27 protein-coding genes are annotated in these 24,253 nt (G+C 69.0%); 10 read left to right on the forward strand and 17 right to left on the reverse strand.

All coding sequences use genetic code 11. The annotated features are described in order from the left end of the window. Window positions 1-131: 131 nt before the first annotated feature. From EOW65_RS01005 to EOW65_RS01015, 3 genes are read left to right on the forward strand one after another with little or no spacing between them, the layout of a single operon-like run. Window positions 132-734, forward strand: coding sequence for a hypothetical protein (locus tag EOW65_RS01005; protein WP_128147156.1), 603 nt, complete (start codon window positions 132-134; stop codon window positions 732-734). Continuing rightward, complete coding sequence (locus tag EOW65_RS01010; RefSeq protein ID WP_128147157.1) at window positions 727-1,125, forward strand: cell division protein ZapA; 399 nt, start codon at window positions 727-729, stop codon at window positions 1,123-1,125. Before EOW65_RS01005 ends, EOW65_RS01010 begins: the two co-directional genes overlap by 8 nt. Next, entirely contained in the window at window positions 1,125-1,463 is a 339-nt protein-coding gene (locus tag EOW65_RS01015; protein WP_128147158.1) for an MliC family protein, read from the forward strand. The genes EOW65_RS01010 and EOW65_RS01015 overlap by 1 nt, the downstream gene beginning before the upstream one ends. 152 nt (window positions 1,464-1,615) lie before the next feature. Here EOW65_RS01015 and purF read toward each other — a convergent pair whose 3' ends face one another. From purF to EOW65_RS01065, 10 genes are all read right to left on the reverse strand, one after another. Continuing rightward, the gene (purF, locus tag EOW65_RS01020) at window positions 1,616-3,097 is read right to left on the reverse strand and encodes an amidophosphoribosyltransferase (RefSeq protein WP_128147159.1); all 1,482 of its coding nucleotides are present in this window, start codon (window positions 3,095-3,097) and stop codon (window positions 1,616-1,618) included. A gap of 121 nt (window positions 3,098-3,218) precedes the next feature. After that, window positions 3,219-3,824 carry a CvpA family protein gene (locus EOW65_RS01025; RefSeq protein ID WP_128147160.1) on the reverse strand — a complete coding sequence of 202 codons (606 nt, stop codon included), beginning with the start codon at window positions 3,822-3,824 and terminating at the stop codon, window positions 3,219-3,221. 25 nt (window positions 3,825-3,849) lie between these two features. After that, window positions 3,850-5,217 carry a DNA repair protein RadA gene (gene radA / locus EOW65_RS01030; protein WP_128147161.1) on the reverse strand — a complete coding sequence of 456 codons (1,368 nt, stop codon included), beginning with the start codon at window positions 5,215-5,217 and terminating at the stop codon, window positions 3,850-3,852. Window positions 5,218-5,401: 184 nt separating this feature from the next. Next, window positions 5,402-5,860, reverse strand: coding sequence for a paraquat-inducible protein A (locus EOW65_RS01035; protein WP_128147162.1), 459 nt, complete (start codon window positions 5,858-5,860; stop codon window positions 5,402-5,404). Further along, entirely contained in the window at window positions 5,860-6,606 is a 747-nt protein-coding gene (locus EOW65_RS01040) for an ABC transporter ATP-binding protein (protein ID WP_128147163.1), read from the reverse strand. Before EOW65_RS01040 ends, EOW65_RS01035 begins: the two co-directional genes overlap by 1 nt. Continuing rightward, on the reverse strand, window positions 6,603-7,382 hold the full coding sequence (locus tag EOW65_RS01045; RefSeq protein WP_128147164.1) for an MlaE family ABC transporter permease: 780 nt from the start codon (window positions 7,380-7,382) through the stop codon (window positions 6,603-6,605). The genes EOW65_RS01040 and EOW65_RS01045 overlap by 4 nt, the downstream gene beginning before the upstream one ends. After that, window positions 7,379-8,428, reverse strand: a complete 1,050-nt coding sequence (alr, locus tag EOW65_RS01050) for an alanine racemase (RefSeq protein WP_128147165.1) — start codon at window positions 8,426-8,428, stop codon at window positions 7,379-7,381. The genes EOW65_RS01045 and alr overlap by 4 nt, the downstream gene beginning before the upstream one ends. Before the next feature lie 89 nt (window positions 8,429-8,517). Next, window positions 8,518-9,756, reverse strand: coding sequence for an organoarsenical effux MFS transporter ArsJ (gene arsJ / locus EOW65_RS01055; RefSeq protein WP_128147166.1), 1,239 nt, complete (start codon window positions 9,754-9,756; stop codon window positions 8,518-8,520). Beyond that, complete coding sequence (locus EOW65_RS01060) at window positions 9,756-10,778, reverse strand: ArsJ-associated glyceraldehyde-3-phosphate dehydrogenase (protein ID WP_128147167.1); 1,023 nt, start codon at window positions 10,776-10,778, stop codon at window positions 9,756-9,758. Before EOW65_RS01060 ends, arsJ begins: the two co-directional genes overlap by 1 nt. Before the next feature lie 12 nt (window positions 10,779-10,790). After that, the gene (locus EOW65_RS01065; protein WP_128147168.1) at window positions 10,791-11,621 is read right to left on the reverse strand and encodes a metalloregulator ArsR/SmtB family transcription factor; all 831 of its coding nucleotides are present in this window, start codon (window positions 11,619-11,621) and stop codon (window positions 10,791-10,793) included. Window positions 11,622-11,783: 162 nt separating this feature from the next. Here EOW65_RS01065 and EOW65_RS01070 point away from each other — a divergent pair, with 162 nt between their 5' ends. Genes EOW65_RS01070 through EOW65_RS01085 form a run of 4 tightly spaced genes read left to right on the forward strand, consistent with a single transcriptional unit; the run spans window position 11,784 to window position 13,788 of the window. After that, a complete protein-coding gene (locus EOW65_RS01070; RefSeq protein ID WP_128147169.1) occupies window positions 11,784-12,071 on the forward strand; it encodes an ArsR/SmtB family transcription factor in 288 nt (95 codons plus the stop codon). After that, the gene (locus tag EOW65_RS01075; RefSeq protein ID WP_128147170.1) at window positions 12,068-13,126 is read left to right on the forward strand and encodes a permease; all 1,059 of its coding nucleotides are present in this window, start codon (window positions 12,068-12,070) and stop codon (window positions 13,124-13,126) included. The genes EOW65_RS01070 and EOW65_RS01075 overlap by 4 nt, the downstream gene beginning before the upstream one ends. A 13-nt stretch (window positions 13,127-13,139) precedes the next feature. Continuing rightward, complete coding sequence (locus EOW65_RS01080; RefSeq protein WP_128147171.1) at window positions 13,140-13,370, forward strand: thioredoxin family protein; 231 nt, start codon at window positions 13,140-13,142, stop codon at window positions 13,368-13,370. A gap of 10 nt (window positions 13,371-13,380) precedes the next feature. Beyond that, window positions 13,381-13,788: a rhodanese-like domain-containing protein gene (locus EOW65_RS01085; RefSeq protein WP_206363997.1), complete on the forward strand. Its 408-nt coding sequence runs from the start codon at window positions 13,381-13,383 to the stop codon at window positions 13,786-13,788. 69 nt (window positions 13,789-13,857) lie between these two features. Here EOW65_RS01085 and EOW65_RS01090 read toward each other — a convergent pair whose 3' ends face one another. The 3 genes from EOW65_RS01090 to pyrC form a co-directional block, all read right to left on the reverse strand. Beyond that, window positions 13,858-15,354, reverse strand: a complete 1,497-nt coding sequence (locus tag EOW65_RS01090) for a replicative DNA helicase (protein ID WP_121531120.1) — start codon at window positions 15,352-15,354, stop codon at window positions 13,858-13,860. Between the two features lie 221 nt (window positions 15,355-15,575). Beyond that, a complete protein-coding gene (locus EOW65_RS01095; RefSeq protein ID WP_128147172.1) occupies window positions 15,576-16,256 on the reverse strand; it encodes an orotate phosphoribosyltransferase in 681 nt (226 codons plus the stop codon). Window positions 16,257-16,341: 85 nt separating this feature from the next. After that, a complete protein-coding gene (gene pyrC / locus EOW65_RS01100; protein ID WP_128147173.1) occupies window positions 16,342-17,382 on the reverse strand; it encodes a dihydroorotase in 1,041 nt (346 codons plus the stop codon). A gap of 144 nt (window positions 17,383-17,526) precedes the next feature. Here pyrC and EOW65_RS01105 point away from each other — a divergent pair, with 144 nt between their 5' ends. The 3 genes from EOW65_RS01105 (at window position 17,527) to EOW65_RS01115 (ending at window position 18,670) form a co-directional block, all read left to right on the forward strand. Beyond that, the gene (locus EOW65_RS01105) at window positions 17,527-17,832 is read left to right on the forward strand and encodes a hypothetical protein (RefSeq protein ID WP_113899369.1); all 306 of its coding nucleotides are present in this window, start codon (window positions 17,527-17,529) and stop codon (window positions 17,830-17,832) included. 131 nt (window positions 17,833-17,963) lie between these two features. Continuing rightward, window positions 17,964-18,185, forward strand: coding sequence for a hypothetical protein (locus EOW65_RS01110; protein ID WP_113899368.1), 222 nt, complete (start codon window positions 17,964-17,966; stop codon window positions 18,183-18,185). Window positions 18,186-18,325: 140 nt separating this feature from the next. Next, complete coding sequence (locus EOW65_RS01115) at window positions 18,326-18,670, forward strand: urease accessory protein UreE C-terminal domain-containing protein (protein ID WP_128147174.1); 345 nt, start codon at window positions 18,326-18,328, stop codon at window positions 18,668-18,670. 33 nt (window positions 18,671-18,703) lie between these two features. Here the strand turns inward: EOW65_RS01115 and EOW65_RS01120 are convergent, their stop codons facing one another. The 4 genes from EOW65_RS01120 to EOW65_RS01135 all read right to left on the reverse strand — a co-directional run bounded on the left by EOW65_RS01120 (window position 18,704) and on the right by EOW65_RS01135 (window position 24,212). Further along, the gene (locus EOW65_RS01120) at window positions 18,704-19,675 is read right to left on the reverse strand and encodes a phosphoadenosine phosphosulfate reductase (RefSeq protein WP_128147175.1); all 972 of its coding nucleotides are present in this window, start codon (window positions 19,673-19,675) and stop codon (window positions 18,704-18,706) included. A 133-nt stretch (window positions 19,676-19,808) separates the two neighbouring features. After that, window positions 19,809-20,861 carry a glycosyltransferase family 2 protein gene (locus EOW65_RS01125; RefSeq protein WP_128147176.1) on the reverse strand — a complete coding sequence of 351 codons (1,053 nt, stop codon included), beginning with the start codon at window positions 20,859-20,861 and terminating at the stop codon, window positions 19,809-19,811. Further along, window positions 20,861-21,808 (reverse strand): glycosyltransferase family 2 protein, encoded by a 948-nt coding sequence (locus EOW65_RS01130; protein ID WP_164879949.1) that lies wholly within the window; start codon window positions 21,806-21,808, stop codon window positions 20,861-20,863. The genes EOW65_RS01125 and EOW65_RS01130 overlap by 1 nt, the downstream gene beginning before the upstream one ends. Window positions 21,809-21,860: 52 nt before the next feature. Then, on the reverse strand, window positions 21,861-24,212 hold the full coding sequence (locus EOW65_RS01135; RefSeq protein WP_128147178.1) for a glycosyltransferase family 2 protein: 2,352 nt from the start codon (window positions 24,210-24,212) through the stop codon (window positions 21,861-21,863). Window positions 24,213-24,253: the final 41 nt, after the last annotated feature.

The following is a 24,253-nucleotide window of genomic DNA, read 5'->3' on the forward strand; positions in this document are numbered from 1 at the left end:
GCAAGCCCCAAGTGCTTGATGCAAAAGGGTGGGCTGGCCCCTGTCCAGAGGATAGACTGGGCCGCGCGGCGGCGCAGGCGGCGATTCGCTGTGCCGCGTCGTTGCCGCCCAGTTGCTGCCCAGGGGAACAGATGACCGAGATCGCCGAATACGAACGCCGGATCTCCTTCGCGCTCGACCGGATCGGGCGCGGGGTCGAGGCCCTGCTGGCGCGGCCGGTGGCAGAGCCGCCGGTGCCCGAACCCGAGCCCGATGTCGGGACCGAGGCGCCCGCCGCGCTGCCGGTTGCCGAGCCCGTCGCGGAAGCCCCGGCGCCGGCCGGCGCCGACCCGGCAGAGCTTGCCCGCCTGCATGAGGCGCTCGACAGCGAGCGGGAGGCGAATGCCCAGCTCTCCGAGCGTGTGCGGGCGATCCGTGAAAAGCAGGAAACCACGCTCTCGGCGATGGAGAAGCGCCTCGCCACGGCGACGAAGGCGCTCGAGACCGCACAATCCGAGGTGAACCGGCTCAAGCGCGCGAACCTCGATCTGGCCGAGGCGAACCAGGCGCTGATCGAGGCCGGCAACGACCCTGCACCGCATCTGATCAACCGCGCGATGCAGGCCGAGCTCGAGGCGCTGCGCGCCGCACGGGCCGGGGAGGCGGCGGAACTGGCCGAGATCCTCGGCACGCTCGCACCGATCTTCGCCACATCGGCCGAGGAGACGCAACCGGGGGAGGGCGAAGATGCCTGAGCTGAAGATCACCATTGGTGAGCGCGACTTCGCCGTCGCCTGCGCCCAGGGCGAGGAACATTTCCTGCAGGCCGCATCGGCGCTTCTTGATGCCGAGGCGGCAGTGCTGCTCGGTCAGATCGGGCGGATGCCCGAGACGCGGATGCTGCTGATGGCGGGGCTGATGGTGGCCGACAAGGCAGCCGGCACCGGCGACCGTCTGCGCCGGCTGCAGGCCGAGCTCGAGGCCGCGCAGGGCCAGATCGCCGCACTCGAGGCCGCGCTCGCCGACGCCCGGGCGCATCCGGTCGAGGTCGAGGTGCCGGTGGTCCCGCACGAGGTTTTCGACACTCTCGCCGAGATTGCGGCGCGGGCCGAGGCGATGGCCGACGCGATCGAGGAGAACGCCTGATGCGCCTTGCCGCAGCCGCTCTCCTGCTCGCCGCCCCGGCAGCCGCGCAGGAGCTGGAGGCCCTGCCGATGCACTATGGCTGCGACCGCGGCGCGCGGATCGAGGCGGTCTATGTGAACGGCGGCATGCCGGCGCTTGCGATCCTGACGCTCGAAGGGCGGATGGTCGTGCTTTCCAACGTGCCCTCGGGCTCGGGGGCCTTCTATGCCGAGGCGCCGGAGGGCCGGGCGGGCTATTTCTGGCGCACGAAGGGCGAGGAGGCCACGCTGAGCTGGCGCGCGGCCGACGGGTCGGAAACCGATCTGCTTGACGGCTGCACGGCGCTGCCGCAGGACTGACCACCGTTTCCCGCCGATCCGGCCCGATGAAGACCGGGCCCCCCGGTCTTCCGCGTCTCATCTTCCAATCGCGTCAAGCATCCCGGGGGTGGGCCCCCGAAGGCCGAGGGGCAACGCCCCCTTCCTTGGCGGCGTCGCGCCGGCGGGCGGCCTTACTCGGCCGCCTCCTGCGTCTTCATCTCGAAGCCCTTCTCGATCTGGTCAGAGGGCACCACCGGATACTCACCCGAGAAGCAGGCGTCGCAATACTGCGGGCAGGCGTTGTTGCGGCCATTGGCCTCGCCCGCCGCCCGATACAGCCCGTCGAGCGAGATGAACTTCAGGCTGTCGACGCCGATCCAGTCGCGCATCTCGTCCTCGGTCATCTTCGCGGCGAGCAGCTTGTTGCGGTCCGGCGTGTCGACGCCATAGAAGCACGGCCAGGCGGTCGGCGGCGAGGCGATGCGGAAATGCACCTCGGCCGCGCCCGCATCGAGGATCATCTCCTTGATCTTGCGCGAGGTGGTGCCGCGCACGACCGAGTCGTCGACGAGGATCACCCGCTTGCCCTTCACCAGCGACTTGTTGACGTTCAGCTTCAGCCGCACGCCCATGTTGCGGATCTGCTCGGTCGGCTCGATGAAGGTCCGGCCCATGTACTGGTTGCGGGTGATGCCCAGGGCGAAGGGGATGCCCGATTCCTGGCTGAAGCCGATCGCCGCGGGCGTGCCCGAATCCGGCACCGGGCAGACGAGATCGGCCTCGACCGGCGCCTCACGGGCAAGCTCCACCCCGATCTGGCGCCGGGTCTCATAGACCGAGCGGCCGCCGATGATGCTGTCGGGGCGCGAGAAATAGACATGCTCGAAGATGCAAAAGCGCGGCGTCGCCTGATGGAACGGGCGCGCGCTCTCGATCTTGCCGTCCTGGATCACCACCATCTCGCCCGGCTCGATCTCGCGCACGAAATGCGCGCCGATGATGTCGAGGCCGCAGGTCTCGGACGACAGCACATAGCCGTTGTCGCCGATCCGGCCGAGCACCAGCGGCCGCACGCCGAGCGGATCGCGCACGCCGATCAGTTTGGTGCGGGTCATCGCGACGACCGAGAAGGCACCCTCGCAGCGGCGCAGCGCATCGGCGATGCGGTCGGCATGGGTCTTCTGGAACGAGCGCGCCATCAGGTGGATGATGCATTCCGAATCCGAGCCCGACTGGAAGATCGCGCCGTGCTCGATCAGCTCGCGGCGCAGGGCCTCGGCATTGGTCAGGTTGCCGTTATGCGCGATCGCCGCGCCGCCCATCGAGAACTCGCCGAAGAAGGGCTGGATGTCGCGGATCACCGCGGCCTTCTTGCCGGCGGTCGAATAGCGCACATGGCCGATGGCGAGGGGACCGGGCAGGGTCTCCATCAGCGAGGCCTTGGTGAAGTTGTCGCGCACATAGCCGAAGCGATGCGCCGAGTTGAAGCCCTTCTCGGGGTCATGGGCGACGATGCCGCCCGCCTCCTGGCCACGGTGCTGCAGCGCGTGCAGACCAAGGGCGACGAAGTTCGCCGCATCGGTCACGCCGATCACGCCGAAGATGCCGCATTCCTCCTTCAGCTTGTCGTCGTCAAACGGGTGCGACAGGAAATGCGGTTCCGGTTGGGTCATGGGGGGTCTCCGAGTCCGGCTTGCGATGGGGGCTTGCGCGGCGACATGTAATGCGAAACGGGAGGGGTGTTAAGCCCTCCCGCTGCGAAATCCGTCATCAGCGCGTCACGTTTGCGACGTTTCAGTTCGCCGTTGCGGCGGGAGCGGTCTCCGTCGCGGCCGGCGCGGCCGTGGGCGCGGGGCATTTCGACACCAGCTGCTCGTAGCGCGCCACGATCCAGCCCGGCGCATCCGAGGGCATGGTCTCGTCGAGATTGCCGCTGAGCTGGGCAAAGACCTTGGCCGAGCGCGAGGCGTCGACGACCGGGATCGCCTCCTCGGCGACGACGCGGTCGTAGACGACGAAGGCCACGGCCACCAGCACCACGCCGCGCAGGACGCCGAAGAGGAAGCCGAGCGCCTGGTCGAGCCCGCCGATCGCCGAACGCTGCACCACCGAGGCGAAAAGCGGAGTGATGATCGAGAAGACAACGAGGGCGAGCGCGAAGACCGCGGCAAAGCCGCCGATCGTCGCGAGTTCACAGCTGTCGCCGAGGAACTTGTTGATCACCGGCAGCTGCGCGATCAGCGGCCGCGCCGCATCGGCGAACATATAGGCCACGACCGCGGCGGCGATCCAGCCGACGATCGCCAGCCCCTCGCGCACGAAGCCCCGGCTGTAGGCGAGGATCGCCGACAGGATGATGACGACCGCCACGATGGCGTCAACGATGGTAAAACCTTCCATGGTCCCCACATTTGCCTGCAGCGCCTCAGCCGGCGCCGAACATGTCCCCGACGAATGTCACGAGGTCGGGCAGCTTGCGCACCCGCATCCCCGCGCCGCCCTCGACCTTGGTCCCCTGCGGCAGGATTGCCTGTGTGAAACCAAGTTTCTCCGCCTCTTTCAACCTGTTTTCCACCTGACCCACGGGGCGCAGCGCTGCCGAAAGAGAGATTTCGCCGAAAATCACCAGGTCTGGCGGCAATGCCACATCTTCGCGCGCGCTCAGCAGCGCGGCAGCCAGCGCGAGGTCCGCGGCGGGTTCGCTCACCTTCATCCCGCCGGCGACGTTCAGGAACACGTCGAGCCCGGTGAAGGGAATGCCGCAGCGGCTTTCGAGCACCGCAAGGATGGTCGAGACGCGCCCTGAATCGAGGCCCACCACCGTGCGCCGCGGGCTGGCGAGCGACGAGGGGGCGACGAGCGCCTGGATCTCGGTCAGCACCGGGCGCGTGCCCTCGATGCCGGCAAAGACCGCCGAACCGGGCGCCGGCTGGCCGCGCTCGCTCAGAAACAGCGCCGAGGGGTTCGCGACCTCGGCGAGGCCGCCGCCGGTCATCTCGAAGACGCCGATCTCCGAGGCCGGGCCGAAGCGGTTCTTCACCGCGCGCAGGATGCGGAACTGGTGCCCGCGCTCGCCCTCGAAATAAAGGACCGTGTCGACCATGTGCTCGACCACGCGCGGGCCGGCGATCTGGCCTTCCTTGGTGACATGGCCGACGAGGATCACCGAGACGCCGCGGGTCTTGGCGAAGGTCACCAGCTCATGCGCGGCCGAACGCACCTGACTGACCGAGCCGGGCGCCGCCTCGACCGTGTCGGCCCACATCGTCTGGATCGAGTCGATGATGACCAGGTCGGGACGCTCGGCCTCGAGCGTGGTCAGGATGTCGCGCAGGTTGGTCTCGGCGCCAAGGTCCACCGGGGCGTCGGCCAGCCCCAGCCGCTGCGCCCGCATCCGCACCTGCGCCGCCGCCTCTTCGCCCGAGATGTAGAGGCATTTCAGCCCCTTGCGGGCAAAGGCCGAGACCGCTTGCAGAAGCAGCGTCGATTTCCCGATGCCCGGATCGCCGCCCACGAGGATCGCCGAGGCGGGCACGAGGCCACCGCCCAGCACCCGGTCGAATTCCGCCATGCCGCTCAGCGTGCGCGGCGGCGGCGCCTCTTCGGTCGCCAGCGTGCTCAGCGCGATCCGTCGTCCCTTCGTGCCGCCCAGCGTGCGCGAGGCGGGGCCCGCCGACAGCGGCGCCTCCTCGGCGATGGTGTTCCACGCGCCGCAGGCCTCGCAGCGGCCGGCCCATTTCTTGTGGACGGCGCCGCAGGCGGTGCAGGTGAACTGGGGGGATGCCTTGGCCATGCCCCCCTTGTGCCAGAGGGGCGCGCCGGCGGCAAGCCGGGGAAGGGGGCGCGGCCCCCTCGCGGCCGGGGCCGCTCACCCCCGAGGTCTTTCAGGCAAGGAAAAAGCAGGGGCCCCTGGCTTCCAATTGCTTCAAATATCCCGGGGGAGGCGAAGCCGGGGGGCGGCGCCCCCCTCCGCACGCTTAGCCGCGGTGCGGCGGAACATGGGAGAGCGCGAGCGAGGCGAGGACGCAGCCGGTGAGCAGGTAAAGCCCCCAGCCGGTCTCGATCCGGCCGACGCCCACGCCCTTCGCCACCACGATATAGAGCGCGATCAGGAAGATGTCGGCCATCGCCAGCCGGCCGAGCGCGTGCAGCGGCCCGAGCCAGCGCTGCGGCGCAAGGCCGGCATCGACCGCGGCGCGGCCCGCGAGCTTGGCGAGCGGTGCGACAATGGCAAAGAGGGCGACGAGTGCCGCCAGCAACGGATCGCTCCTGGCGAGCGTGGCAAGTCCCGAGACGACCGAAATCTCGTCAAGCCCGAAGACGGGCAGCAGCCCGGCGCGCAGAAGCGGCGCGCTCCAGGCGACGGGGAAGAGGATCAGCAGCAACAGGTTCGCGAGCCGGGCAAGCCGGGCGGGGGCGCGCGGGCCGCGCTGCATCAGCGCAGCGCGGTGATCGGGCCCTCGGCCCGGCCGTGGATGAACTGCTGGACGTAAGGGTCTGGTGTATCGTCCATTTCCTGGACGCTGCCCTGCCAGCGCAGAACCCCTTCGTGCAGCATCGCGACACTATCGGCGATGGCGCGAACCGAGGACATGTCATGGGTGATGGTGATCGCGGTGGCGCCCATTTCGCTGACGATCGAGCGGATCAGGTCGTTGATCACGCCGGCCATGATCGGGTCGAGCCCGGTCGTCGGCTCGTCGAAGAAGATCACCTGCGGGTCGGCGGCGATGGCGCGGGCGAGGCCCACGCGTTTCTGCATGCCGCCCGAGAGCTCGGCGGGGTAGAGGTCGGCCACTTCCGGGCCGAGGCCGACGCGCTTGAGCTTGTCGATGGCGATCGCCCGCGCCTCGGCCTTGGGGCGTTTCGCCGGGCCGCGCAGCAGCCGGAAGGCGACGTTCTGCCAGACCGAGAGGCTGTCGAACAGCGCCGCGCCCTGGAACAGCATGCCGAAGCGGGCGAGGAAATCCTCGCGCGTGGCCTCGGTCACCGGCTGGCCGTCGAGCCGGATCTTGCCTGCGTCGGGGGGGACGAGGCCGAGGATGCATTTCAGCAGCACCGACTTGCCGGTGCCCGAGCCGCCGATCACCACAAGGCTTTCGCCGCGCTTCACGGTCAGGTTCACATCGCGCAGCACCTGCTTGCTGCCAAAGGATTTTCGCAGGCCCTCGATCTCGATCATGCGGAGAAGAAAACCTCGGTCAGCGTGTAGTTGGCGGCGAGGATCAGGATCGAGGCGGCGACCACGGCAGATTTCGTGGCGGCGCCCACGCCCTGCGCGCCGCGGCCCGAGTTCATGCCGTAAAAGCAGCCCATCAGCGCCACGATGAAGCCGAAGGCCGCGCCCTTCACAAGGCCCGAGCCGACGTCCCAGAACTCGAGGTATTCCCAGGTGTTCTTGATGTAGGTGGCCGAGTTGAAGCCGAGCCGGCCGGTGCCGACCATCCAGCCGCCCATGATGCCGATCACGTCGCCGATGCCCACCAGCAGCGGCACGCTCAGCGTCGCGGCCAGCACGCGCGGTGCGGCCAGGTATTTCAGCGGGTCGGTCGACAGGGTGACGAGGGCGTCGATCTGCTCGGTCACCTTCATCGTGCCGATCTCGGCGGCGATCGAGGAGGCGACGCGGGCCGCCACCATCAGCCCACCGAGCACCGGGCCGAGCTCACGTACCATGCCGATCGCGGTGATCGAGGGCACGACGGATTCGGCCGAGAAGCGCGCGCCGCCGGCATAGATCTGCAGTGCCAGCGCCGCGCCGGTGAAGAGTGCGGTCATGCCCACGACCGGCAGCGAGAGCCAGCCGATCTGCATCAGCGCATGCAGGAATTCGCGGCCATAGAACGGCGGGCGCAGCAGGTGCGAGACCACGGTCAGCGCGTAAAGCGCCACCCGGCCCGCGCCGGCAAGCCCGTCGAGCACGACACGGCCAAGCGAGGCAAGTCCGCGCTCGATCACACCGAGCCCCCGACGTAATGGCGGGTATAGCGGTTGCCGAGCGAGGTCAGAATCTCGTAGCCGATGGTGCCGGCGACGTCGGCGAGGTCGTCGACGGTCTGGTGCGGCCCGAGGATGTCGAGCGACTTCGGCACTTCGCCCAGATGGCTGATGTCGACGGTGATCAGGTCCATCGAGATCCGGCCGACGAGCGGGCAGGGCACGTTGCCATGCCACAGCGTCGCCTTCGAGCTGAGCGTGCGCATCAGCCCGTCGGCATAGCCGCCCGAGACGGTGGCGATGCGCGCGTCTTCCTCGGCGGTCCAGGTGTTCGAATAGCCCACGGTCTCGCCGGCCTGCACGTCGCGCACCTGGATCACCGGCAGCGACAGGGTGACGACGCGCTGCGCCGCCTCGAAGGGCATGCCGCCGTACAGCGCGATGCCCGGGCGGGTGACGTCGAAGTGATAGTCGCGGCCAAGGAGGATGCCACCGGTGGCCGAGAGCGAACGCGGCACGTTCATGCCGTTGGTCATCTTGCGGAAGGTGTCGAGCTGATAGCGGTTCATCTCGTGCGCGGGTTCGTCCGAGCAGGCGAGGTGGCTCATGATCAGCTTCGGATGCGAGCCGAGCACGATCGGCGCGACGGCCTGCCATTCGGCGGGCTCGAAGCCGAGCCGGTTCATCCCGGTGTCAAGCTGGATGCCGAAGGGGGCGCCGGGCAGCGACTCGAAATGCCGGGTCACCTGATCGAGCGAATTCAGCATCGGCGTCAGGCCGAGGTCACCGATCATCTCGGTGTCGCCCGCCATGTGGCCGGAGAAGATGAAGATCTCGGGGCCTTCGCCCAGAGCCTGACGCACGGCGGCGCCTTCCTCGGTGCAGGCGACGAAGAACTTGCGGCATCCCGCCCGCGCCAGCATCCGCGCGATGCGCGCGGCGCCGAGGCCGTAGCTGTCTGCCTTGACCACGGCGCCCGTCTCGGTCGTCGTGCCCGTGAGCGCGTCCATCGCGCGCCAGTTCGAAAGGATGGCATCGAGGTCGATGCGAAGGGATGCGGTAGCCATGGGGGTTTTCTTGAACCATGGGCCGCGAAGGTCAAGGGCAATCGCACCCGCATCCCGCGCGATGACGGAACTGTGGCCGGCGGGGCCGCTCAGGCGGCGTCGATCCGCGCAAGCGGGCGCATCGCAAGGGCGCTCGCCAGCGCCATCAGCCCGGCGGTGGCAAGGCACAGCGGCAGCCCGCCCGCCTGATAGCTGAGCCCAGAGAGCAGCGTGCCCAGCAGCCGGCCCGCGGCATTCGCGCTGTAGTAAAAGCCCACGTCCATCGTCACCCGGCCCGCGCCTGCGAAGGCGAGGATCAGCCAGGAATGGAGCGAGGAGTTGAGCGCGAAGACGACACCGAAGAGAAGCAGCCCGGCGACCAGCACCACGGTGAGCCAGGGCGCGGGGCTGCCCGCGGCAAGGGCGGCCGCCGCGAGCGCAAAGGGGATCGGCACCAGCGCGCCGGTCCAGCGGGCGGCGGCGCGCGGGCCGTCGGCTGCGGCGCCGCGCAGGATCTTCGGCGCCAGCGCCTGCACCAGGCCATAGCCGATGATCCAGGCCGCCATGAAGCCGCCGATCAGGAAGAAGGCGGCGCGGTTGCCCGCGGGCGTGCCATCGGACAGCACGGCGTCGAAATAGACCGGGATGCCGACGACGAACCAGACGTCGCGCGCGCCGAAGAGGAACATGCGCGCCAGCGACAGCCGGTTCACCCGCGGATCGCGCGACCAGACGGCGGCGAATTTCGTGCCCTTCTTGCCTGCGGGCAGACCGGGCGGCAGGAAGGCCGCGACGGCGATCAGGATCAGTGTCAGCACCGCCGCCATCCCCCAGACCGCGGCGCCGAACCCCGCCAGCGCCAGCAGCGCCGCGCCGAGGAAGAAGCCCACGCCCTTCACCGCGTTCTTCGAGCCGGTGAGCGCCGCGACCCAGCGGAAGAGCGCGCCCTCGCCCTTGGGGGCGAGCAGCTTCACCGCCGATTTCGCCGACATCTTCGCCAGATCCTTGGCGACGCCGCTCACGCCCTGCACCGCCATCACGAAGACGACCGAGGCGGTGAGGCTCCAGCCGGGATCGAGATTGGCGAGCGCGACGAGGGCCGCGATCTGCAGCGCCAGCCCGCCATAGAGGGTCGAGGCCAGCCCGAAGCGCGCCGCGATCCAGCCCGCGGCAAGGTTGGTGACGATCCCCGCGATCTCGTAGAGCAGGAACAGCCACGCCAGCGCCACCGGCGAGAAGCCGAGCGCGTTGAAATGCAGCAGCACCAGCATCCGCAGCGCGCCGTCCGACAGCATGAAGGCCCAATAGGCCGCGGTCACCGCCGCATAGGCGCGCAAGGGGCGGTCCATCACAGCGCCCCCGCGACAAGGCCCAGCACATCGGCCAGCCGGCAGGCATAGCCCCATTCGTTGTCATACCAGGCGAAGACCTTCACCTGCGTGCCGCCGGTGACCATCGTCGCCCCGGCATCGACGATCGACGAGCGCGGGTCGTTGACGTAATCCGAGGAGACGAGCGGCCGCGTCTCGAAGCCGAGGATACCGGCAAGCGGCCCCGCGGCCGCGGCGGCGAGAAGCGCGTTCACCTCGGCCACGGTGGTCGGCCGCTCGACCTCGAAGACGCAATCGGTGAGCGAGGCATTGAGCAGGGGCACCCGCACCGCGTGGCCATCGAGCCGGCCGGCGAGATCCGGGAAGATCAGGCCGATGGCGCTGGCCGAGCCGGTGGTCGTCGGGATCAGGTTGGTCAGCGCCGAGCGGGCGCGGCGCATGTCCTTCGCCGGGCGGTCGACGATGGTCTGGGTGTTGGTCACGTCATGCAGCGTGGTGATCGCGCCATGGCGGATGCCCAGCCCCTCGTGGATCACCTTCACCACCGGGGCGAGGCAATTGGTGGTGCAGCTTGCCGCGGTGACGATGCGGTGGCGCGCGGGCTCATAGGCCGCGTGGTTCACGCCATAGACAAGGTTCAGCGCGTCGCCGCCCTTCACCGGGGCCGAGACCACGACCTTGCGCACGCCGGCGTCCCAGCAGGGCGCGAAATCGGCGGCCTTGCGGAAGGCGCCCGAACAGTCGAGCACGATGTCGATGCCCATCTCGGCGAGCGGCAGGTCCTGAAACCGGCGCTCCGCGGTCAGACGCAGGTGCTGGCCGTTCACCGTCAGGCTGTCGGCATCCTGAGTGATCTGCGCCGGCCAGCGGCCATGCACGCTGTCGAATTCCAGCAAAAGCGCGTGCTGCTCGGCGCTGCCCAAGGGCTCGTTCAGCAGGACAAGGCCCTCGGCCGCGCCGGTCTCGATCAGGCGGCGCAGGACAAGCTTGCCGATCCGGCCAAGGCCGTTCAGCGCGATGCGCGGGGAGGTGCGGGTCATCGGAGGGCTCCGTCAGAGGTCATCAAGGCCGATCCGGTCGAGCTGTTGCTGCAGCGCGAGGCGGTCGAGCGTATCGAAGGGCAGGGCGGCGAAGGCGGCGATGCGGCGGTGCAGCTCGCTGAAGGCGCGGGCGAAGGCAAGGCCGCGCTCGGCCTCGGTACCCTCGGCCTGCACCGGGTCGGCAACGCCCCAATGCGCGGTGAGCGGCGCGCCGGGCCAGGGGGCGCATTCCTCCGACGCCGCCGCATCGCAGACGGTGAAGACGAAATCCATCCGCGGCGCGCCGGGCAGCTCGAACTCGGCGATATGCTTGGCGCGCAGGCCCTCGACGGGCAGCCCGTTGCGGCGCAGCAGATCGACCGCGATCGGGTTCAGCGCCGATCCGGGCCGGGTGCCGGCCGAGAAGGCGCGGAAGCGGTCGCCGCCAAGATCGCGCAGGATCGCCTCGGCAAAGATCGAGCGCGCCGAGTTGCCCGAGCAGATGAAGAGCACGTTCAGCGGCCGGCTGCGCGGCACGGGGCGCGCGCCCTGCGCGATCAGCGCGGCCGACAGCTCGGGCCGGCCACGGCCGCAATCGGCGACGAGATAGCCCACCAGTGCGGTCAGGTTCTCGAGCGCGACCGAATAGAGGATCGCGCGGCCCTGCCGTTCCGAGCGGATCAGCCCCGCCGCCTCGAGATCGGCGAGGTGGTGCGAGAGGGTGTTGGGCTTCACCCCGGTGAGGCGGGCGATCTCTCCGGGCCGCGTCGCCTGGGGCACGCGGCGCATCAGCAGGCGGAAGACGGCGAGCCGGCCGGGGTGGCCAAGCGCGGTGAAGGCGAGGGGGGCGTCAATCTGTTCCATATTTCTTGAATAATGGAATCAATTGGGCGTGCCAAGTGACGTTTCGATGACGGACAAGCGACAGCCGCGCTGCTGCATTCCGTCGCACCCCCTGCGCCACGCTTGCCCGGTGCCCGGCGCGGGCGCATAAATGCGCCATAACGCATATGCGCGAGTCCGGAAATGCCACTGACCATTCTCACCGCCCTTGCCGAACCCACCCGCCTTGCCGCGATCCGGCTGCTGGCGGACGGGGGCGAACATTGCGTGTGCGAGCTGATGGCGCGGCTCGATGCCACGCAAAGCCGGATGTCGCGGCACATGCAGACCCTGAAACAGGCGGGCCTCGTCACCGATCGGCGCGATGCGCAATGGGTGCGCTACCGGCTGAACCCGGAGATGCCGGCCGAGATCCGCGTCCTCCTTGACGCGGTTCTGGCGGCCGAGGCCGCAGAAAGGAGCGCCGCATGAGCGCCGAAGTCGAAGCCCCCCGCCCGTCGCATCCCGCGCCCTGGCCGCATCTGGCGGTGCTCGCGGCGGTGGCCGCCTGGTTCTGGCTTTACGGCCGGCTGCCGGCGATTTCCGAGGCGCTGACCGCACTGATCCCGGTCGAACGGCACAGCCACACCGGCGAGGCGCTTGCCTTCTTCTTCTACGACGTGCCGAAGGTGCTGATGCTGCTCGCGCTCATCGTCTTCGCGATGGGAGTGGTGCGCAGCTTCTTCAGCCCCGAGCGCACGCGCGCGCTTCTGGCCGGGCGGCGCGAGGGGGTGGGCAATGTGCTGGCCGCGCTTCTGGGCGTGGTGACGCCGTTCTGCTCCTGCTCGGCGGTGCCGCTCTTCATCGGGCTCGTCTCGGCCGGGGTGCCGCTCGGCGTGACCTTCTCCTTCCTGATCGCCGCGCCGATGGTGAACGAGGTGGCGCTGGTGATGCTGTTCGGCCTGGTCGGGCCGGTGGTGGCGCTGACCTATTTCAGCTTCGGCCTCGCCGTCGCGATCCTCGCCGGCTGGGTGATCGGACGGCTGCATCTCGAGGGCTGGCTGCAGGACTGGGTGCGCGACATCGCGACCGGCGCCTCCGCCCCCGAGGAGGCGGGCGGCGCGCCGCTGAGCATGGTCGAGCGCTATCGCCTCGGCGTTGAGGCCCTGCGCGAGATCATGGGGCGGGTCTGGCTCTGGATCCTGCTCGGCATCGCGATGGGCGCGCTGATCCACGGCTATGTGCCCGAGGATCTGATGGTGCGGATCATGGGCGCCGATGCTTGGTGGAGCGTGCCGGCGGCGGTGGTGCTGGGCATCCCGATGTACACCAATGCGGCCGGCGTGATCCCGATCGTCGAGGCGCTTCTGGGCAAGGGCGCGGCGCTCGGCACGGTGCTTGCCTTCATGATGAGCGTGATCGCGCTGAGCCTGCCCGAGATGATCATCCTGCGTCAGGTCCTGACGCTGCGGCTGATCGCCGTCTTCATCGGCGTCGTCGGCAGCGGCATCCTGGCTGTGGGGTTCCTGTTCAACCTTCTGTTCTGAAAAGGGGTTTTCGATGGAGATCAAGGTTCTTGGCACCGGCTGCGCGAAATGCCGCGCGACCGTCGAGCTGATCGAGCGCGTGGCGCGCGAGGCGGGGCGCGAGGTCTCGGTCGTCAAGATCGAGGATCTGCGCCGCATCGCGGGCTATGGGGTGATGTCCACCCCCGCCGTGGTGGTGGGCGAGAAGGTGGTCCACAAGGGCTCGGTGCCCGCGCCGGACGAGGTTCTGGGCTGGCTGGCCTGAGGAGGGGATGATGAGCGACACCATGGTGAAGGATCTGCCCGAGGTGCGCGTGGCCTGTCCGACCACGAGCCACAGGATGCTCGGCGAGGGCGCGCTGCTGATTGACCTGCGCGTGCCCGAGGCGGTGGCGAAACTCGGCTTCGGCGGCTGTGATCTGCGCGCCATCCCCTTTGCCGAGGTCGAAGATCGCTGGACCGAGATCCCGCGCGACCGGGCGCTGATCCTGGTCGACGACAGCGGCACGCAGGCGCGCAAGGCCGCCTATTTCCTGATGTTTCAGGGATTCGAGGCCGTTGCGGTGATGGAGCCGGGGCTCGAGCGCTGGATCGCGCGCGGCTTCCCGGTGACCGGCGATCCGGCGGCGCTGGCCGAGGCGAGCGCGGCAAGCTGTTCCGGGGCGGGGGGCTGCTGCGGCTGAGCGCGGCAGGGGGGCGCTGCCCCCCTCTTTTCGCGCTCGACGCCCACGGATCGCTTTCCGGGGCGGGGCTCAGTAGCCCTCGCCGCCCTCGCCCTGCCATTGCCGCGCAAGGTCCGAGAACCGGGTGAACCGGCTCTCGAAGGCGACCTCGACGGTGCCGATCGGACCATGGCGCTGCTTGCCGAGAATGACTTCGGCCTTGCCGTGCACGCGCTCGGCCTTCTGCAGCCATTCGGCGAATTTCGGGTCGTCTTCCGGCGGCTTCATGCGTTCGTGGTAATATTCGTCGCGATAGACGAACATCACCACGTCGGCGTCCTGTTCGATCGAGCCGGATTCGCGAAGGTCGCTCAGCTGCGGGCGCTTGTCCTCGCGGCTTTCGACGGTTCGGCTGAGCTGCGACAGCGCGACCACCGGGATGTTCAGCTCCTTCGCGATCGCCTTCAGGCCCATCGAGATCTCGCCGATTTCCTGCACGCGGTTGTCGGTGCGGCCGGTGCCGCGCAGCAGTTGCAGGTAGTCGACGAAGACCACGTCGAGCCCGTGCGTGCGCTTCAGTCGCCGGCAGCGCGCCGCGACCTGGCTGATCGGCAGGGCAGGCGTGTCGTCGATGTAGAGCGGGCAGGTCTCGAGTGCCTTCGCCGCCTCGACGAAGCGGCGGAACTCGCCCTCGGTCATGTCGCCGCGGCGGATCTGTTCCGAGGGCACTTCCGAGGCTTCCGAGAGCACGCGCGCGGCAAGCTGCTCGGCCGACATTTCGAGCGAGAAGAAGCCCACCACGCCGCCCTCGACCGCGCCCTCGGTGCCGTCGTGGCGCTGGCCGCGCTTGTAGGCCTTGGCGATGTTGAAGGCGATGTTGGTGGCGAGCGAGGTCTTGCCCATCGAGGGACGGCCGGCGAGGATCAGAAGGTCGGAGGGGTGCAGCCCGCCGAGCTTCTTGTCGAGATCGGTCAGCCCGGTCGAGACGCCGGCGAGGCCGCCGTCGCGCTGATAGGCGGCGTTCGCCGATTGCACGGCCTCGGTCACCGCCTTGAGGAAGCTGACGAAGCCCTTCTCTGCGGTGCCGGTCTCGGCCAGCTTGTAGAGCGCGCCTTCGGTCTTCACGATCAGCTCGTCGGGCTCGATGCCGATGTCGACCTTCGAGGCCGAGGCGCTGAGATCCTTGCCAAGGCGGATCAGCTCGCGGCGCAGCGCGAGGTCATGGATCATCTGCGCATAATCGCGCGCGGCATAGGAGGAGATCGCCGCGCCCGCGAGCCGGGCGAGATAGGTCGCACCGCCAAGCGCCTGCAACCCCTGATCGTCCTCGAGATAGGCCTTGATCGTCACCGGCGAGGCGAGCGCGTTCTTCTGGATCCGCGCGATCGCGGTCTCGTAGATCGTGCGGTGCACCGGCTCGAAGAAATGCTCGGGCTTCACCACCGAGGCGATGCGGTCGAAGATGTCGTTGTTGGTCAGGATCGCGCCGAGCAGCTGCTGCTCGGCCTCGATGTTGTGCGGCAGCGCCTCTTCCGGCACCTCGGCGGGGGCGGCGGTGTCGTTGCGGATCGCGGTGGTCTCGTTCATCTCTGCCTCATGGCCCGGAGCCCGTCGCATAGCCGATCGGGGGCGGGCCGCGCCATCTGGAAATCTCTGTGGATAACCGGCCGCGGGAACGGCCACTTGCGGCGTTTGTTGTGGATCTTGCTGCGCAGCCTACCACGGATGGTGGAATCGCGCGAGGGGGAAGCGAGTCGGGGGCAGACTGTCCACAGCCTGCCCCCGAAACTGTCCACAGGTTTTTCGCCTCAGCCCTTCTGGCGGGCGTCCTGCCAGGCGCGCGGCGCCTTCAGAAAGGCCTCGACCTCGTCGAGGGTCTTCGCATCGAAGGCGCCCTGGGCGCGGGCCTCGGCCAGCACATCCCACCAGGTGCACAGGTAGTGCAGCGCCACGCCGTGATCGGCGAGCTTGCCGACCGTCTCGGGGAAGATGCCGTAGTAGAAGATCACCGCGGTGTGGGCGCAGGTCGCGCCGGTGTCGCGGATCGCATCGACGAAGCTCAGCTTCGAGCCGCCGTCGGTGGTCAGATCCTCGACCAGAAGGACGCGCTGGCCCTCGCTCATCGCGCCCTCGATGCGGGCGTTGCGGCCATAGCCCTTGGGCTTCTTGCGCACATAGGTCATCGGCAGCGCGAGCCGCTCGGCCACCATCGCGGCGAAGGGGATGCCCGCGGTCTCGCCGCCGGCGATGTTGTCGAAGGCCTCGAAGCCCGCGTTGCGCAGCACGGTGACCGACAGGAAGTCCATCAGCGTCGAGCGGATGCGCGGGAAGGAGATCAGCTTGCGGCAGTCGATATAGGTCGGGCTGGGCAGGCCGGAGGCGAGGGTGAAGGGCTCCTCGGCATTGAAATGCACGGCCTTGATCTCGAGCAGCATCCGCGCGGTGAGGCGGGCGATTTCGTCTTGGGTCGGGTAGGAGGAGGGGATCATGTCGCTAATCCTTCTGAAGGGGCATCCGGGGCTGCCCCCCGTCGGGCGCCGCCGGCGCTCCTTGGGGGACGGTTCCAGGGAAAGGTCAGGGTTTCACATGCCAGTAGACCGGGAAACCCGGGTCGAAGACGGTGACGGGGCCGGCGCCGCCGAAGATCTTCGCGGGCCATTGCGCCGCGGTGTCGGTCTTTTCCAGCGTCAGCATCTCGTCGTTCACCGGCAGCCGGTAGAAGGCCGGGCCGTTGCGCGCGGCGAAGGCCTCGAGGTTGGCAAGCCGGCCCTCGGCCTCGAAGACATGCGCGAGCAGCGGCATCGTGTTTGTCGCGGTGAAGCAGCCGGCGCAGCCGCAGGGGCTTTCCTTGGCCGGGTCGGCGTGCGGCGCGGAATCGGTGCCGAGGAAGAAGCGCGCCTCGCCCGAGGTCGCGGCTTCGACCAGGGCGAGGCGATGGCTCTCGCGCTTGGCGACCGGCAGGCAATAGTAATGCGGCTTGATCCCGCCCACCAGGATGTGGTTGCGGTTGATGATCAGGTGATGCGTGGTGATCGTCGCGCCGAGGTCGTCGCTCTGGCTGCGCACATAGTCCACACCATCCTTCGTGGTGATGTGCTCCATCACCACGCGCAGCCCCGGGGTGGCGCGGCGCACCGGGTCGAGCACGCGGTCGATGAACACCGCCTCGCGGTCGAAGATGTCGACGGCCGGGTCGGTGACCTCGCCATGCACGCACAGCGGCAGGCCGATCTCGGCCATCTTTTCGAGCACGCCGCGCACCTTGTCGAAGTCGCGCACGCCCGAGGCCGAGTTGGTGGTCGCCCCGGCCGGATAGAGCTTGACTGCGGTGACGATGCCCGCGGCCGCGGCGGCGGCGACATCGGCGGGGTCGGTCTCTTCGGTCAGGTAGAGCGTCATCAGCGGGGTGAAGCGCATGCCCGCGGGCAGGGCCGCAAGGATGCGCTCGCGATAGGCCGCGGCCTGCGCGCCGGTCACCACCGGCGGCACCAGGTTCGGCATGATGATCGCGCGGGCGAAATGGCGCGCGCTCTCGGGCAGAACGGCCTCCAGCATCGCGCCGTCGCGCAGGTGCAGGTGCCAGTCGTCGGGGCGGGGGAGCGTGATCTGGGTCATGGCTTTCCGACTACACCGGGTGCGGGTCCGAATCCAGTGGCAGCTTCGCGCCGATGTGACGCGGCGGGGGCCGGGAGGGGGATTGCCGCGGCGCGCGCGCCGGTGCAGCATGGCGCCGCCTTCAGGCCAACGAGGAGCGCAGTAATGAAGACCCTTTCCGCCCTTGCCGGTGCCCTGCTGGTGCTGGCCGCCTGCAACGATCCCGGTTTCCGCGGCGTCACGGGCGTGCGCACCGCCGAGGCAAGCGAGGTGGGAAGCTGCCGGTTCGTTTCGACGATCACCATGAAGCCCGGGGTCTATGGCCCGGTGCTGGGCGATCAGGGGATCAAATACGCCCGCAACAAGGTGCTCGACAGCGCCCGCGAAAGCGGCGCGAACACCGTCGTCTTCGACCGGGTCGAGCCCGGCGCGGCGGTCTATCTGGTCAGCGCGCGGGCATTTTCCTGCTGAGACCGGGCCCGGCGGGCCTGCGCATGGCTTGCCATCCAGCCATGCGCGCTGCGCAATAGTTATGGCAGCGATTCTGACGTATCCTTGATGTCATGGGAGGAACAGACTGACCCGAGATCAGGAGGTTTCCAATGGCATACGTCTTCACGGCAAGTCCGCGCGGCGTCCGCGCGTCCAAGGCCCACCCCCTGCTGGCGTCGCTTGCGGCGGCGCTTGCCTCCCACACCGAACGACAGGCGCGTCTGGCCGAGATCGACGCGCTTGCCGCACTGGGCGATGACGAGCTTCGGCGCCGGGGGCTGACCCGGTCGGGGCTTGCCTCGCATGTGCTGAGTGACCGGTTCTGCTACTGACCTCGGGCGGGCGCCTGGCCGGGGCGCGCATCTTGCCGCAGCTTCGGTCGTTCTCCCCAGGCCCCCTTGCGCATCGGCGCCGCGCGGCGGATAGTCGCCGGGGCCGGCCGGACGCGCCGGGCGACGCAGGAGGGGACCGGATGCCTGAGACATCGACGATGCAGACGCTGACCGAGGTGCGGGGCGATCTGGTGCTTGCTGCGCTCTGCGTGGGCCAGTTCCGTGCGCCGTGCCAGATCGACAGCGACCGGCTGCTGGTGCAGGCGGACGAGGCACTGGGGCAGGCGCTGCACGCGCTCGGCCTCGAATTGCGGATGACCTCCGAGCCGTTCACCCCCGCGCCGCTTTTCGCGCCGGAGCAGACGATCCTCGGCCAGGTCGCGCATGGCAGCGTGGCGCGGCGCGCCTCGGTGCATGTGCACGGTTCGCATGACCACGACGCCGATGCCCCCGAAGAGCCCGCGGGCCGCGGCTCGAACGCCTGAGGCCACGCCCGCCCGATCTCCCGCGTCGCGGGCTCAGATCTCGCGGGGCAGGGGCAGCGGTCCGGGCAGGGGCGTGCCCTTTGCAGCAAGCGTCTCCTCAAGCGGGCCGAGACGCGCGCGGAAACGTGGCGCGTTCATTCGCCGCAGCGCGTTGCGGCACAGCATTGCCGCCAGATAGGTCCGCCCGGCGCCCTCGAGATGGGCAAGCCGGTGGCGCAAGTAGCGCCCCGAGGTGCGCCGTGTGCGGTAGAGCCGCCAGAATGACATCGCGTCGAAGCTGCCGGCACAGGCCTGGGTCAGCATCGTTTCCAGCACGTCGAGATCGGTCAGCATGCGCTCGACCGTCGAGCCGGCGCCGAAGCAGGCGAGCAGCTCGACCCAGGGCCGCGCCATCAGCGCCGCATGCATCGCGTCGAGCGTCACCGCCGGATCGAACAGCACATAGGCCCGGCCTACGCCCTCGAGCATGTCGGGGGCAAAGCCGTAACGATCGGTGAAGCACAGCCGCCGCATCTCGGTGAACCGGTCGTCCCAGCCGGTCAGCCGCGGCTCGAGCGTGGCCTGCGGCTGGATCGCGATCACCGTGGCGCCGGGGGCGACCACCGAGAAGGCCGCGGCGGCATAACCGCAGGGCCCGACACCGTAGAAGACGACGCGGTCGAAATCCTCGAAGAAACCGTCATCGACCAGCCGGTCGAAGAAGGCATAGACCGCCGGGTCGCGAAACCAGGTGTCGCGGTCCGAGATCAGCGTGAGGCTCGAATGATCGGCGGTCTCGGCCACGGCATAGCCAAGCGGCATCTGCCCCTCGCCGCGGCTGCGGATCGCGCCACGGCTCTCGAAACTGACCAGCAGCACCGGCCCGCGATCGGCGAAAAGCGCACCATGGGCCGGGCCGAGCGGCTCGTAATAGCCCTCTTCCTCGCCCAGTTCCGCGATCTGCCGCTTCCATTCGCTGTCGCTCATTTCCCGCATCGGTTTTCGGGGTTCCAGAATGCTGTCCATGACCTCCTCCGTTGTCCTCGGAAAGGTGCGCTTCGAAATATTAACCTAGCATTGCCGAATTCAGGCGAAAATCAGAGAAATTAAGGAATTTCAATGAACTGTCCGCCATTTCGCGGAAATGATCCGAATCCGGTCAGACTGTTTCTCCGCGCGCCTTCTGGGCCCGGAGGGCAAGCGCCATCATCCGCGCGGCAAAGGCCGGAGGCAGCGGGCGCGAGGGCGGCGTCAGCAGCAGCCGGCCAAAAAGCGCGCGGAACGGCTCCTCGAGCAGCAGCTCGGCAATCCGCCTGCGCCGCCAGGCGACCGCGGCGGCATGCAGGCGCGCCAGCGCGGCATCGGCCATCAATTCAGCCATCTCTGCCGCCAGTGCCGGGGCGTGGCGGGAAATGCTGGTGTCTTCCTCGGACGAGAAATTGCGCTCGACCCAATAGCTCATGTCGAAGGTCGAGGCCTCGCGATTCGCCCGGCCGCGGTCGCATTTCAGCACATAGCTTTCCATCGCGCCGAGGGCGTAGTGGTTGAGCTGCACAAGGCCGTAGTGCGGCTCGCCCGGCGGCGAGAACAGACGCGAGCGGTGGTAGAGCGGCGGCAGTTCGACGCCCGAACCGTCGAACCAGCGCTGCGCCGCCATCCGCGCTGGATCGGGGCTGCGCGGGCGGTGCACGCCGAGCTTGCGATAGCTGCCGTCATTGCGGAAGAGCGTCTTGAACAGCAGAGCGCGCCAGGGCCAGACCATCGCATCGGGGGCGGCGTGGGTGAATTGCGCGGTGACCGGCGCGTCGGTGTAATCGACCACGCCCGCGTTGCCGAAGAGCCGCCAGGTCAGCGGGATCGCCGTTGCCTCGGGCAGGGCGGTCAGCAGCGCCGCAACGGTGCCGTCGCCCGCATGGATGTTGACGAATTCGTCGATGTCGAGGAACAGCACCCAATCGGCCGCGGCCTTGAGCGGGTGCCGGTCGGCGGTCTTCAGTGCCGCCCATTGCGGCCCCTCGGGCCAGGGCCCTGGGTTCGGCACATGGGTCACAAGCCCCATCGCCGCCAGCCGGTCGAGCATCGCATCGGTGCCGTCGCTGCAATCGTTCGAGAAGACGAGGAAATCGGTGAAACCGATGGCGCGGTGATGGGCCAGCCATTCCAGCAGGAAGGCGCCTTCGTTCTTCACCGTCAGGATCGCCAGCGCCCGCATCACATCGCCCCCGCGGCAAGATGCGCCGAGAATTGCGCCCAGTCGGGGCGGGCGTGCAGCGCGGCGATGCGGGCACGGTGCCAGTCGCGCGCGGCGGTCTCGAGCCGCGCAAGCTCGGGGTCCGCCCGCAGCGCGGCCAGTTCCACAGTGACCGCCGCGTCATAGCGGGCAATCGCGTGGTCCTCGGCCTCGTTGCGCTCGAACCGCGCCCAGTAGTCGGCGCCCATGTCCTCGCCCGCGTGGTTCACCCTGCCGCGGTCGCGCTTCACCAGAAAGCTGTCGCGCGCCCGCAGCGCATAGTGATTGACCTGCGCGACGCGATAATCGGCCCGCAGGATCAGCCCGCCGCGGCCCTTGCGCCAGGGCGCGCCGCCGGCGATGGCACGGGTGAGCTCGACCCCCTCGCGCGGGTGCGGCATGTGCACGCCGATCCGCGCCATCTCGGGCAACCGGCGGAACAGCGATTTCACATAGGCCATGCGCGGCGGCGCCTCGCAGCGGGTGAATTGCCGGGTGACGGGGGCGGGGTCATAGGTGGTGATCCCGGCCGAGCCAAACTGCAGCCAGTTCACCCCGATCACGTCGACGCCGGGCGTCGCCTCGATCAGCGCGGCGAAACTGCCATCGCCCGTCTTCACCACCAGAAACTCGTCGGCATCGCAAACCCAGATCCACTCGGCCTGTGTCACCTCCTCATACCAGCGCGCCTGCCGCAGCGCCGCGCGCTGGATGCCGCCATGTTCGGTCGCCCGCGTCGCATGTGCCCGCACAAGGCCCATCTCGGCCAGACGGGCGAGCATTTCGGGCTGACCATCCTCGCAGTCGTTATGGGCGACATAGAAGGACGTCGCGCCCAGCACCCGGTAATGGGCGAGCCATTCGAGCAGGAAGGCGCCCTCGTTCTTCATCGTTGTGACCACGGCGACGCACGGGGACGACGCTGTCATCGCCGCCCCCTGCTGAGGGCGCCGCAGGTCCGGTCGGGCAGGGCGCGCGCGCTCAATGCTCGGCCTCCCCCACATGCTCGACGGTGAAGAGGAAATCGGGCGGCAGGTCCTTCTCGTGCAGGTCGGGCGGGATCACGCCGGGGCCGGCGTTGAACACGCTCGAGCCGAAGACATGCAGGATGCGGGAATATTTCTCGAAGCGCGGCGAGCACAGCTCGCCATAGAATTTCTCGTAATTCTCGGTGGCGCGCAGCTCGGCGATCTTCTCGCGGTGCTTGCCGACGGAATAGTCATGCGCCGCGCGGATCTCGGGGTCGGCCATCAGCCGGTCCCATTCCGCCTGAAGCGCCGGGATCATCCGCTGGATCGAGCGGTCCTCGACGGCGTTGTGGTTCATCCGGAACCAGTAGCTGAGCCCCTGGTCGCGGTCGACGTGGTTCACCCGGCCGCGGTCGCGCTTCACAAGGAAGCTTTCGGCCGAGCGCACGGCGTAATGGTTCAGCTGCACCCAGTCGTAACCATAGGTCTCGGTAGTCGAACGCCAGCCGTTGCGGAACATCTCCTTCGGCATCGGGCGGCCCGAGCCGTTGAGCCATTTCACCTGGTCCCAGAGGTCGGGGATCAGCCCCTTCGGCCGGTGCACGCCCAGCTTCTTGTAGATGTCGATGGTGCGGAACAGGGTCTTGAAACCCCAGGCCTGATGCGGCTTGCGCACCACCTCGGGGGCGCAGGTTGTGAACTGGTCGAGCAGGAAGCGGTCTTCGTAGCCATGCACGTCGCAATTGCCAAACAGCCGCCAGGTCAGCGAGATCATGTTCGCCTCGCCCATGGCGGTGTAGAGCGCGCGCAGCGTGCCGTCGCCGATCTTGATGTCGATGAACTCGTCGACATCCATGCAGATCGCCCAGCCGGCGTTCTGCATCATCGGCTCGCTTTCGGCGGCCTGCAGCGCGGCGTGCTGGGGTTTCAGAGCCATCGTGCGGAACGGGTTGTCGCGATGCGCGCAGATCCCCTTGCGCTCGAGCAGGTCGAGCATCTCGTCGGTGCCGTCGCTACAGTCGTTGGTGTAGATCAGGAAGTCGTCGACCCCGATCGCCCGGTGATAGGCGATCCATTCCATGATGAAGGGGCCCTCGTTCTTCATCGTGGTGACGATGCAGGTGCGCCCGCCCTCGACCGCGCGTTTCGGCGCGGTTTTCGGCTTCGACACCGGCGGCCGGATCGGCTTGTGGCCCCAGACCTGGGTGGCAAGCTCCAGCAGCTGCGCGTCCTCGATCAGCGAGGTCTTGGGTGCAAGCTCGGAGGCCGCCCGGCCCGGCACGCGCAGCCCCATGGCGCGCCAGAACGGGAAGGTGGTGTTCGGGTCGGGTTTCGCATAGGCCACGCGGATCGCGCGCCAGGTGGCATCGAGCCCGGCACGCGCGGGCGCGACACCCCAGCGGGCAATGCCGCGGCGGGCATCGAACTGGCGGCAGATGTGGTCGGCAAAGCGCGTGGGCGCGCCCTGCCGCACCCGCCACGGATAGATCCGCCGCCCGACCAGCAACACCACGCCCGAGCGCGCGGTGGTGCAGGCGTCGAAGGCCGAAGGCGCACCCGCCGCCCGCGGCGCGAGCAGGTCGGTGACGTCAAGCGTCAGCATCGCCCGCGCCTCGGCAAGGAAGCGCCATTTGGCGATCTCGTAGATCAGCGCCTGACCGAGCGGGGAACGCCAGGGGTCGGCCGCAGGCACCTCCATGCGGTCCTTGCCGGGCGCGTCGGGGGCGAGGAACGGGTGGCTTTCCGGGCCGAGATCGGGCTTGCCGAGCGGGATCGCGCTTTCGACGATCGCCACTGCCATCTCGAGTTCGCGCGCCTTCAGGCCGCGGCGCAGGGCCGTAGCGAAGTCCTCGGCGCTGCCCGCCGCACTGTCGGGCGGCGCGCGGTTCACGATCACCGCGCCGGTCGCGCCGTGATAGTCGTGATGCCAGCTCAGCCAGTCGACCACGGTCTCGGCGCTTTCCTCGAGGCGTTGGCCGAAGAGGCTGTCGCGGCCGGCAAACAGCCGGGTATCGGGTGCCGCGGCGGCGATCTCGTGCACGATCACCGGCGCGGCGGGGGCCGCGGCCTCGGGGCCCGGGCGCGGCGCTTCGGGGCTCAGCGCGATGCGCAGCGGCCCTTCGGCCGGGGCGCGCGCCACCACCATCACGCCCCCCGAGATCTCGCGCCGTTCGAGCACCTCGACGCAGCCCTCGGGCTGCTCGGGCGGCACCTGCCCGGCATGCGACGGCGTGGCGAGGAACAGATGCAGGGTGCGCACCGGCGCGCCGTCGCGCTGATCGGGCCAGACCACCGCATCGAGCACCGTCAGGCCCCCGAGCGCCATGATCCCAAGCTGCCGGCGGATCACCCCTGCCTCACTCATCTGCACACCTCTTGCCTTTGGCCCTTCCTAGCACAGCCCCC

This window comes from Paenirhodobacter ferrireducens (assembly GCF_004022265.1).
Lineage (GTDB): Bacteria > Pseudomonadota > Alphaproteobacteria > Rhodobacterales > Rhodobacteraceae > Rhodobacter > Rhodobacter ferrireducens.

Excerpts from the sequence above, each read along its gene's own strand:
- EOW65_RS01005 (WP_128147156.1), top strand. The coding sequence starts at position 132 with ATGACCGAGATCGCCGAATACGAACGCCGGATCTCCTTCGCGCTCGAC.
- EOW65_RS01010 (WP_128147157.1), top strand. The coding sequence starts at position 727 with ATGCCTGAGCTGAAGATCACCATTGGTGAGCGCGACTTCGCCGTCGCC.
- EOW65_RS01015 (WP_128147158.1), top strand. The coding sequence starts at position 1,125 with ATGCGCCTTGCCGCAGCCGCTCTCCTGCTCGCCGCCCCGGCAGCCGCG.
- purF (WP_128147159.1), bottom strand. The coding sequence starts at position 3,097 with ATGACCCAACCGGAACCGCATTTCCTGTCGCACCCGTTTGACGACGAC.
- EOW65_RS01025 (WP_128147160.1), bottom strand. The coding sequence starts at position 3,824 with ATGGAAGGTTTTACCATCGTTGACGCCATCGTGGCGGTCGTCATCATC.
- radA (WP_128147161.1), bottom strand. The coding sequence starts at position 5,217 with ATGGCCAAGGCATCCCCCCAGTTCACCTGCACCGCCTGCGGCGCCGTC.
- EOW65_RS01035 (WP_128147162.1), bottom strand. The coding sequence starts at position 5,860 with ATGCAGCGCGGCCCGCGCGCCCCCGCCCGGCTTGCCCGGCTCGCGAAC.
- EOW65_RS01040 (WP_128147163.1), bottom strand. The coding sequence starts at position 6,606 with ATGATCGAGATCGAGGGCCTGCGAAAATCCTTTGGCAGCAAGCAGGTG.
- alr (WP_128147165.1), bottom strand. The coding sequence starts at position 8,428 with ATGGCTACCGCATCCCTTCGCATCGACCTCGATGCCATCCTTTCGAAC.
- arsJ (WP_128147166.1), bottom strand. The coding sequence starts at position 9,756 with ATGGACCGCCCCTTGCGCGCCTATGCGGCGGTGACCGCGGCCTATTGG.
- EOW65_RS01060 (WP_128147167.1), bottom strand. The coding sequence starts at position 10,778 with ATGACCCGCACCTCCCCGCGCATCGCGCTGAACGGCCTTGGCCGGATC.
- EOW65_RS01065 (WP_128147168.1), bottom strand. The coding sequence starts at position 11,621 with ATGGAACAGATTGACGCCCCCCTCGCCTTCACCGCGCTTGGCCACCCC.
- EOW65_RS01070 (WP_128147169.1), top strand. The coding sequence starts at position 11,784 with ATGCCACTGACCATTCTCACCGCCCTTGCCGAACCCACCCGCCTTGCC.
- EOW65_RS01075 (WP_128147170.1), top strand. The coding sequence starts at position 12,068 with ATGAGCGCCGAAGTCGAAGCCCCCCGCCCGTCGCATCCCGCGCCCTGG.
- EOW65_RS01080 (WP_128147171.1), top strand. The coding sequence starts at position 13,140 with ATGGAGATCAAGGTTCTTGGCACCGGCTGCGCGAAATGCCGCGCGACC.
- EOW65_RS01085 (WP_206363997.1), top strand. The coding sequence starts at position 13,381 with ATGAGCGACACCATGGTGAAGGATCTGCCCGAGGTGCGCGTGGCCTGT.
- EOW65_RS01090 (WP_121531120.1), bottom strand. The coding sequence starts at position 15,354 with ATGAACGAGACCACCGCGATCCGCAACGACACCGCCGCCCCCGCCGAG.
- EOW65_RS01095 (WP_128147172.1), bottom strand. The coding sequence starts at position 16,256 with ATGATCCCCTCCTCCTACCCGACCCAAGACGAAATCGCCCGCCTCACC.
- pyrC (WP_128147173.1), bottom strand. The coding sequence starts at position 17,382 with ATGACCCAGATCACGCTCCCCCGCCCCGACGACTGGCACCTGCACCTG.
- EOW65_RS01105 (WP_113899369.1), top strand. The coding sequence starts at position 17,527 with ATGAAGACCCTTTCCGCCCTTGCCGGTGCCCTGCTGGTGCTGGCCGCC.
- EOW65_RS01110 (WP_113899368.1), top strand. The coding sequence starts at position 17,964 with ATGGCATACGTCTTCACGGCAAGTCCGCGCGGCGTCCGCGCGTCCAAG.
- EOW65_RS01115 (WP_128147174.1), top strand. The coding sequence starts at position 18,326 with ATGCCTGAGACATCGACGATGCAGACGCTGACCGAGGTGCGGGGCGAT.
- EOW65_RS01120 (WP_128147175.1), bottom strand. The coding sequence starts at position 19,675 with ATGGACAGCATTCTGGAACCCCGAAAACCGATGCGGGAAATGAGCGAC.
- EOW65_RS01125 (WP_128147176.1), bottom strand. The coding sequence starts at position 20,861 with ATGCGGGCGCTGGCGATCCTGACGGTGAAGAACGAAGGCGCCTTCCTG.
- EOW65_RS01130 (WP_164879949.1), bottom strand. The coding sequence starts at position 21,808 with ATGACAGCGTCGTCCCCGTGCGTCGCCGTGGTCACAACGATGAAGAAC.
- EOW65_RS01135 (WP_128147178.1), bottom strand. The coding sequence starts at position 24,212 with ATGAGTGAGGCAGGGGTGATCCGCCGGCAGCTTGGGATCATGGCGCTC.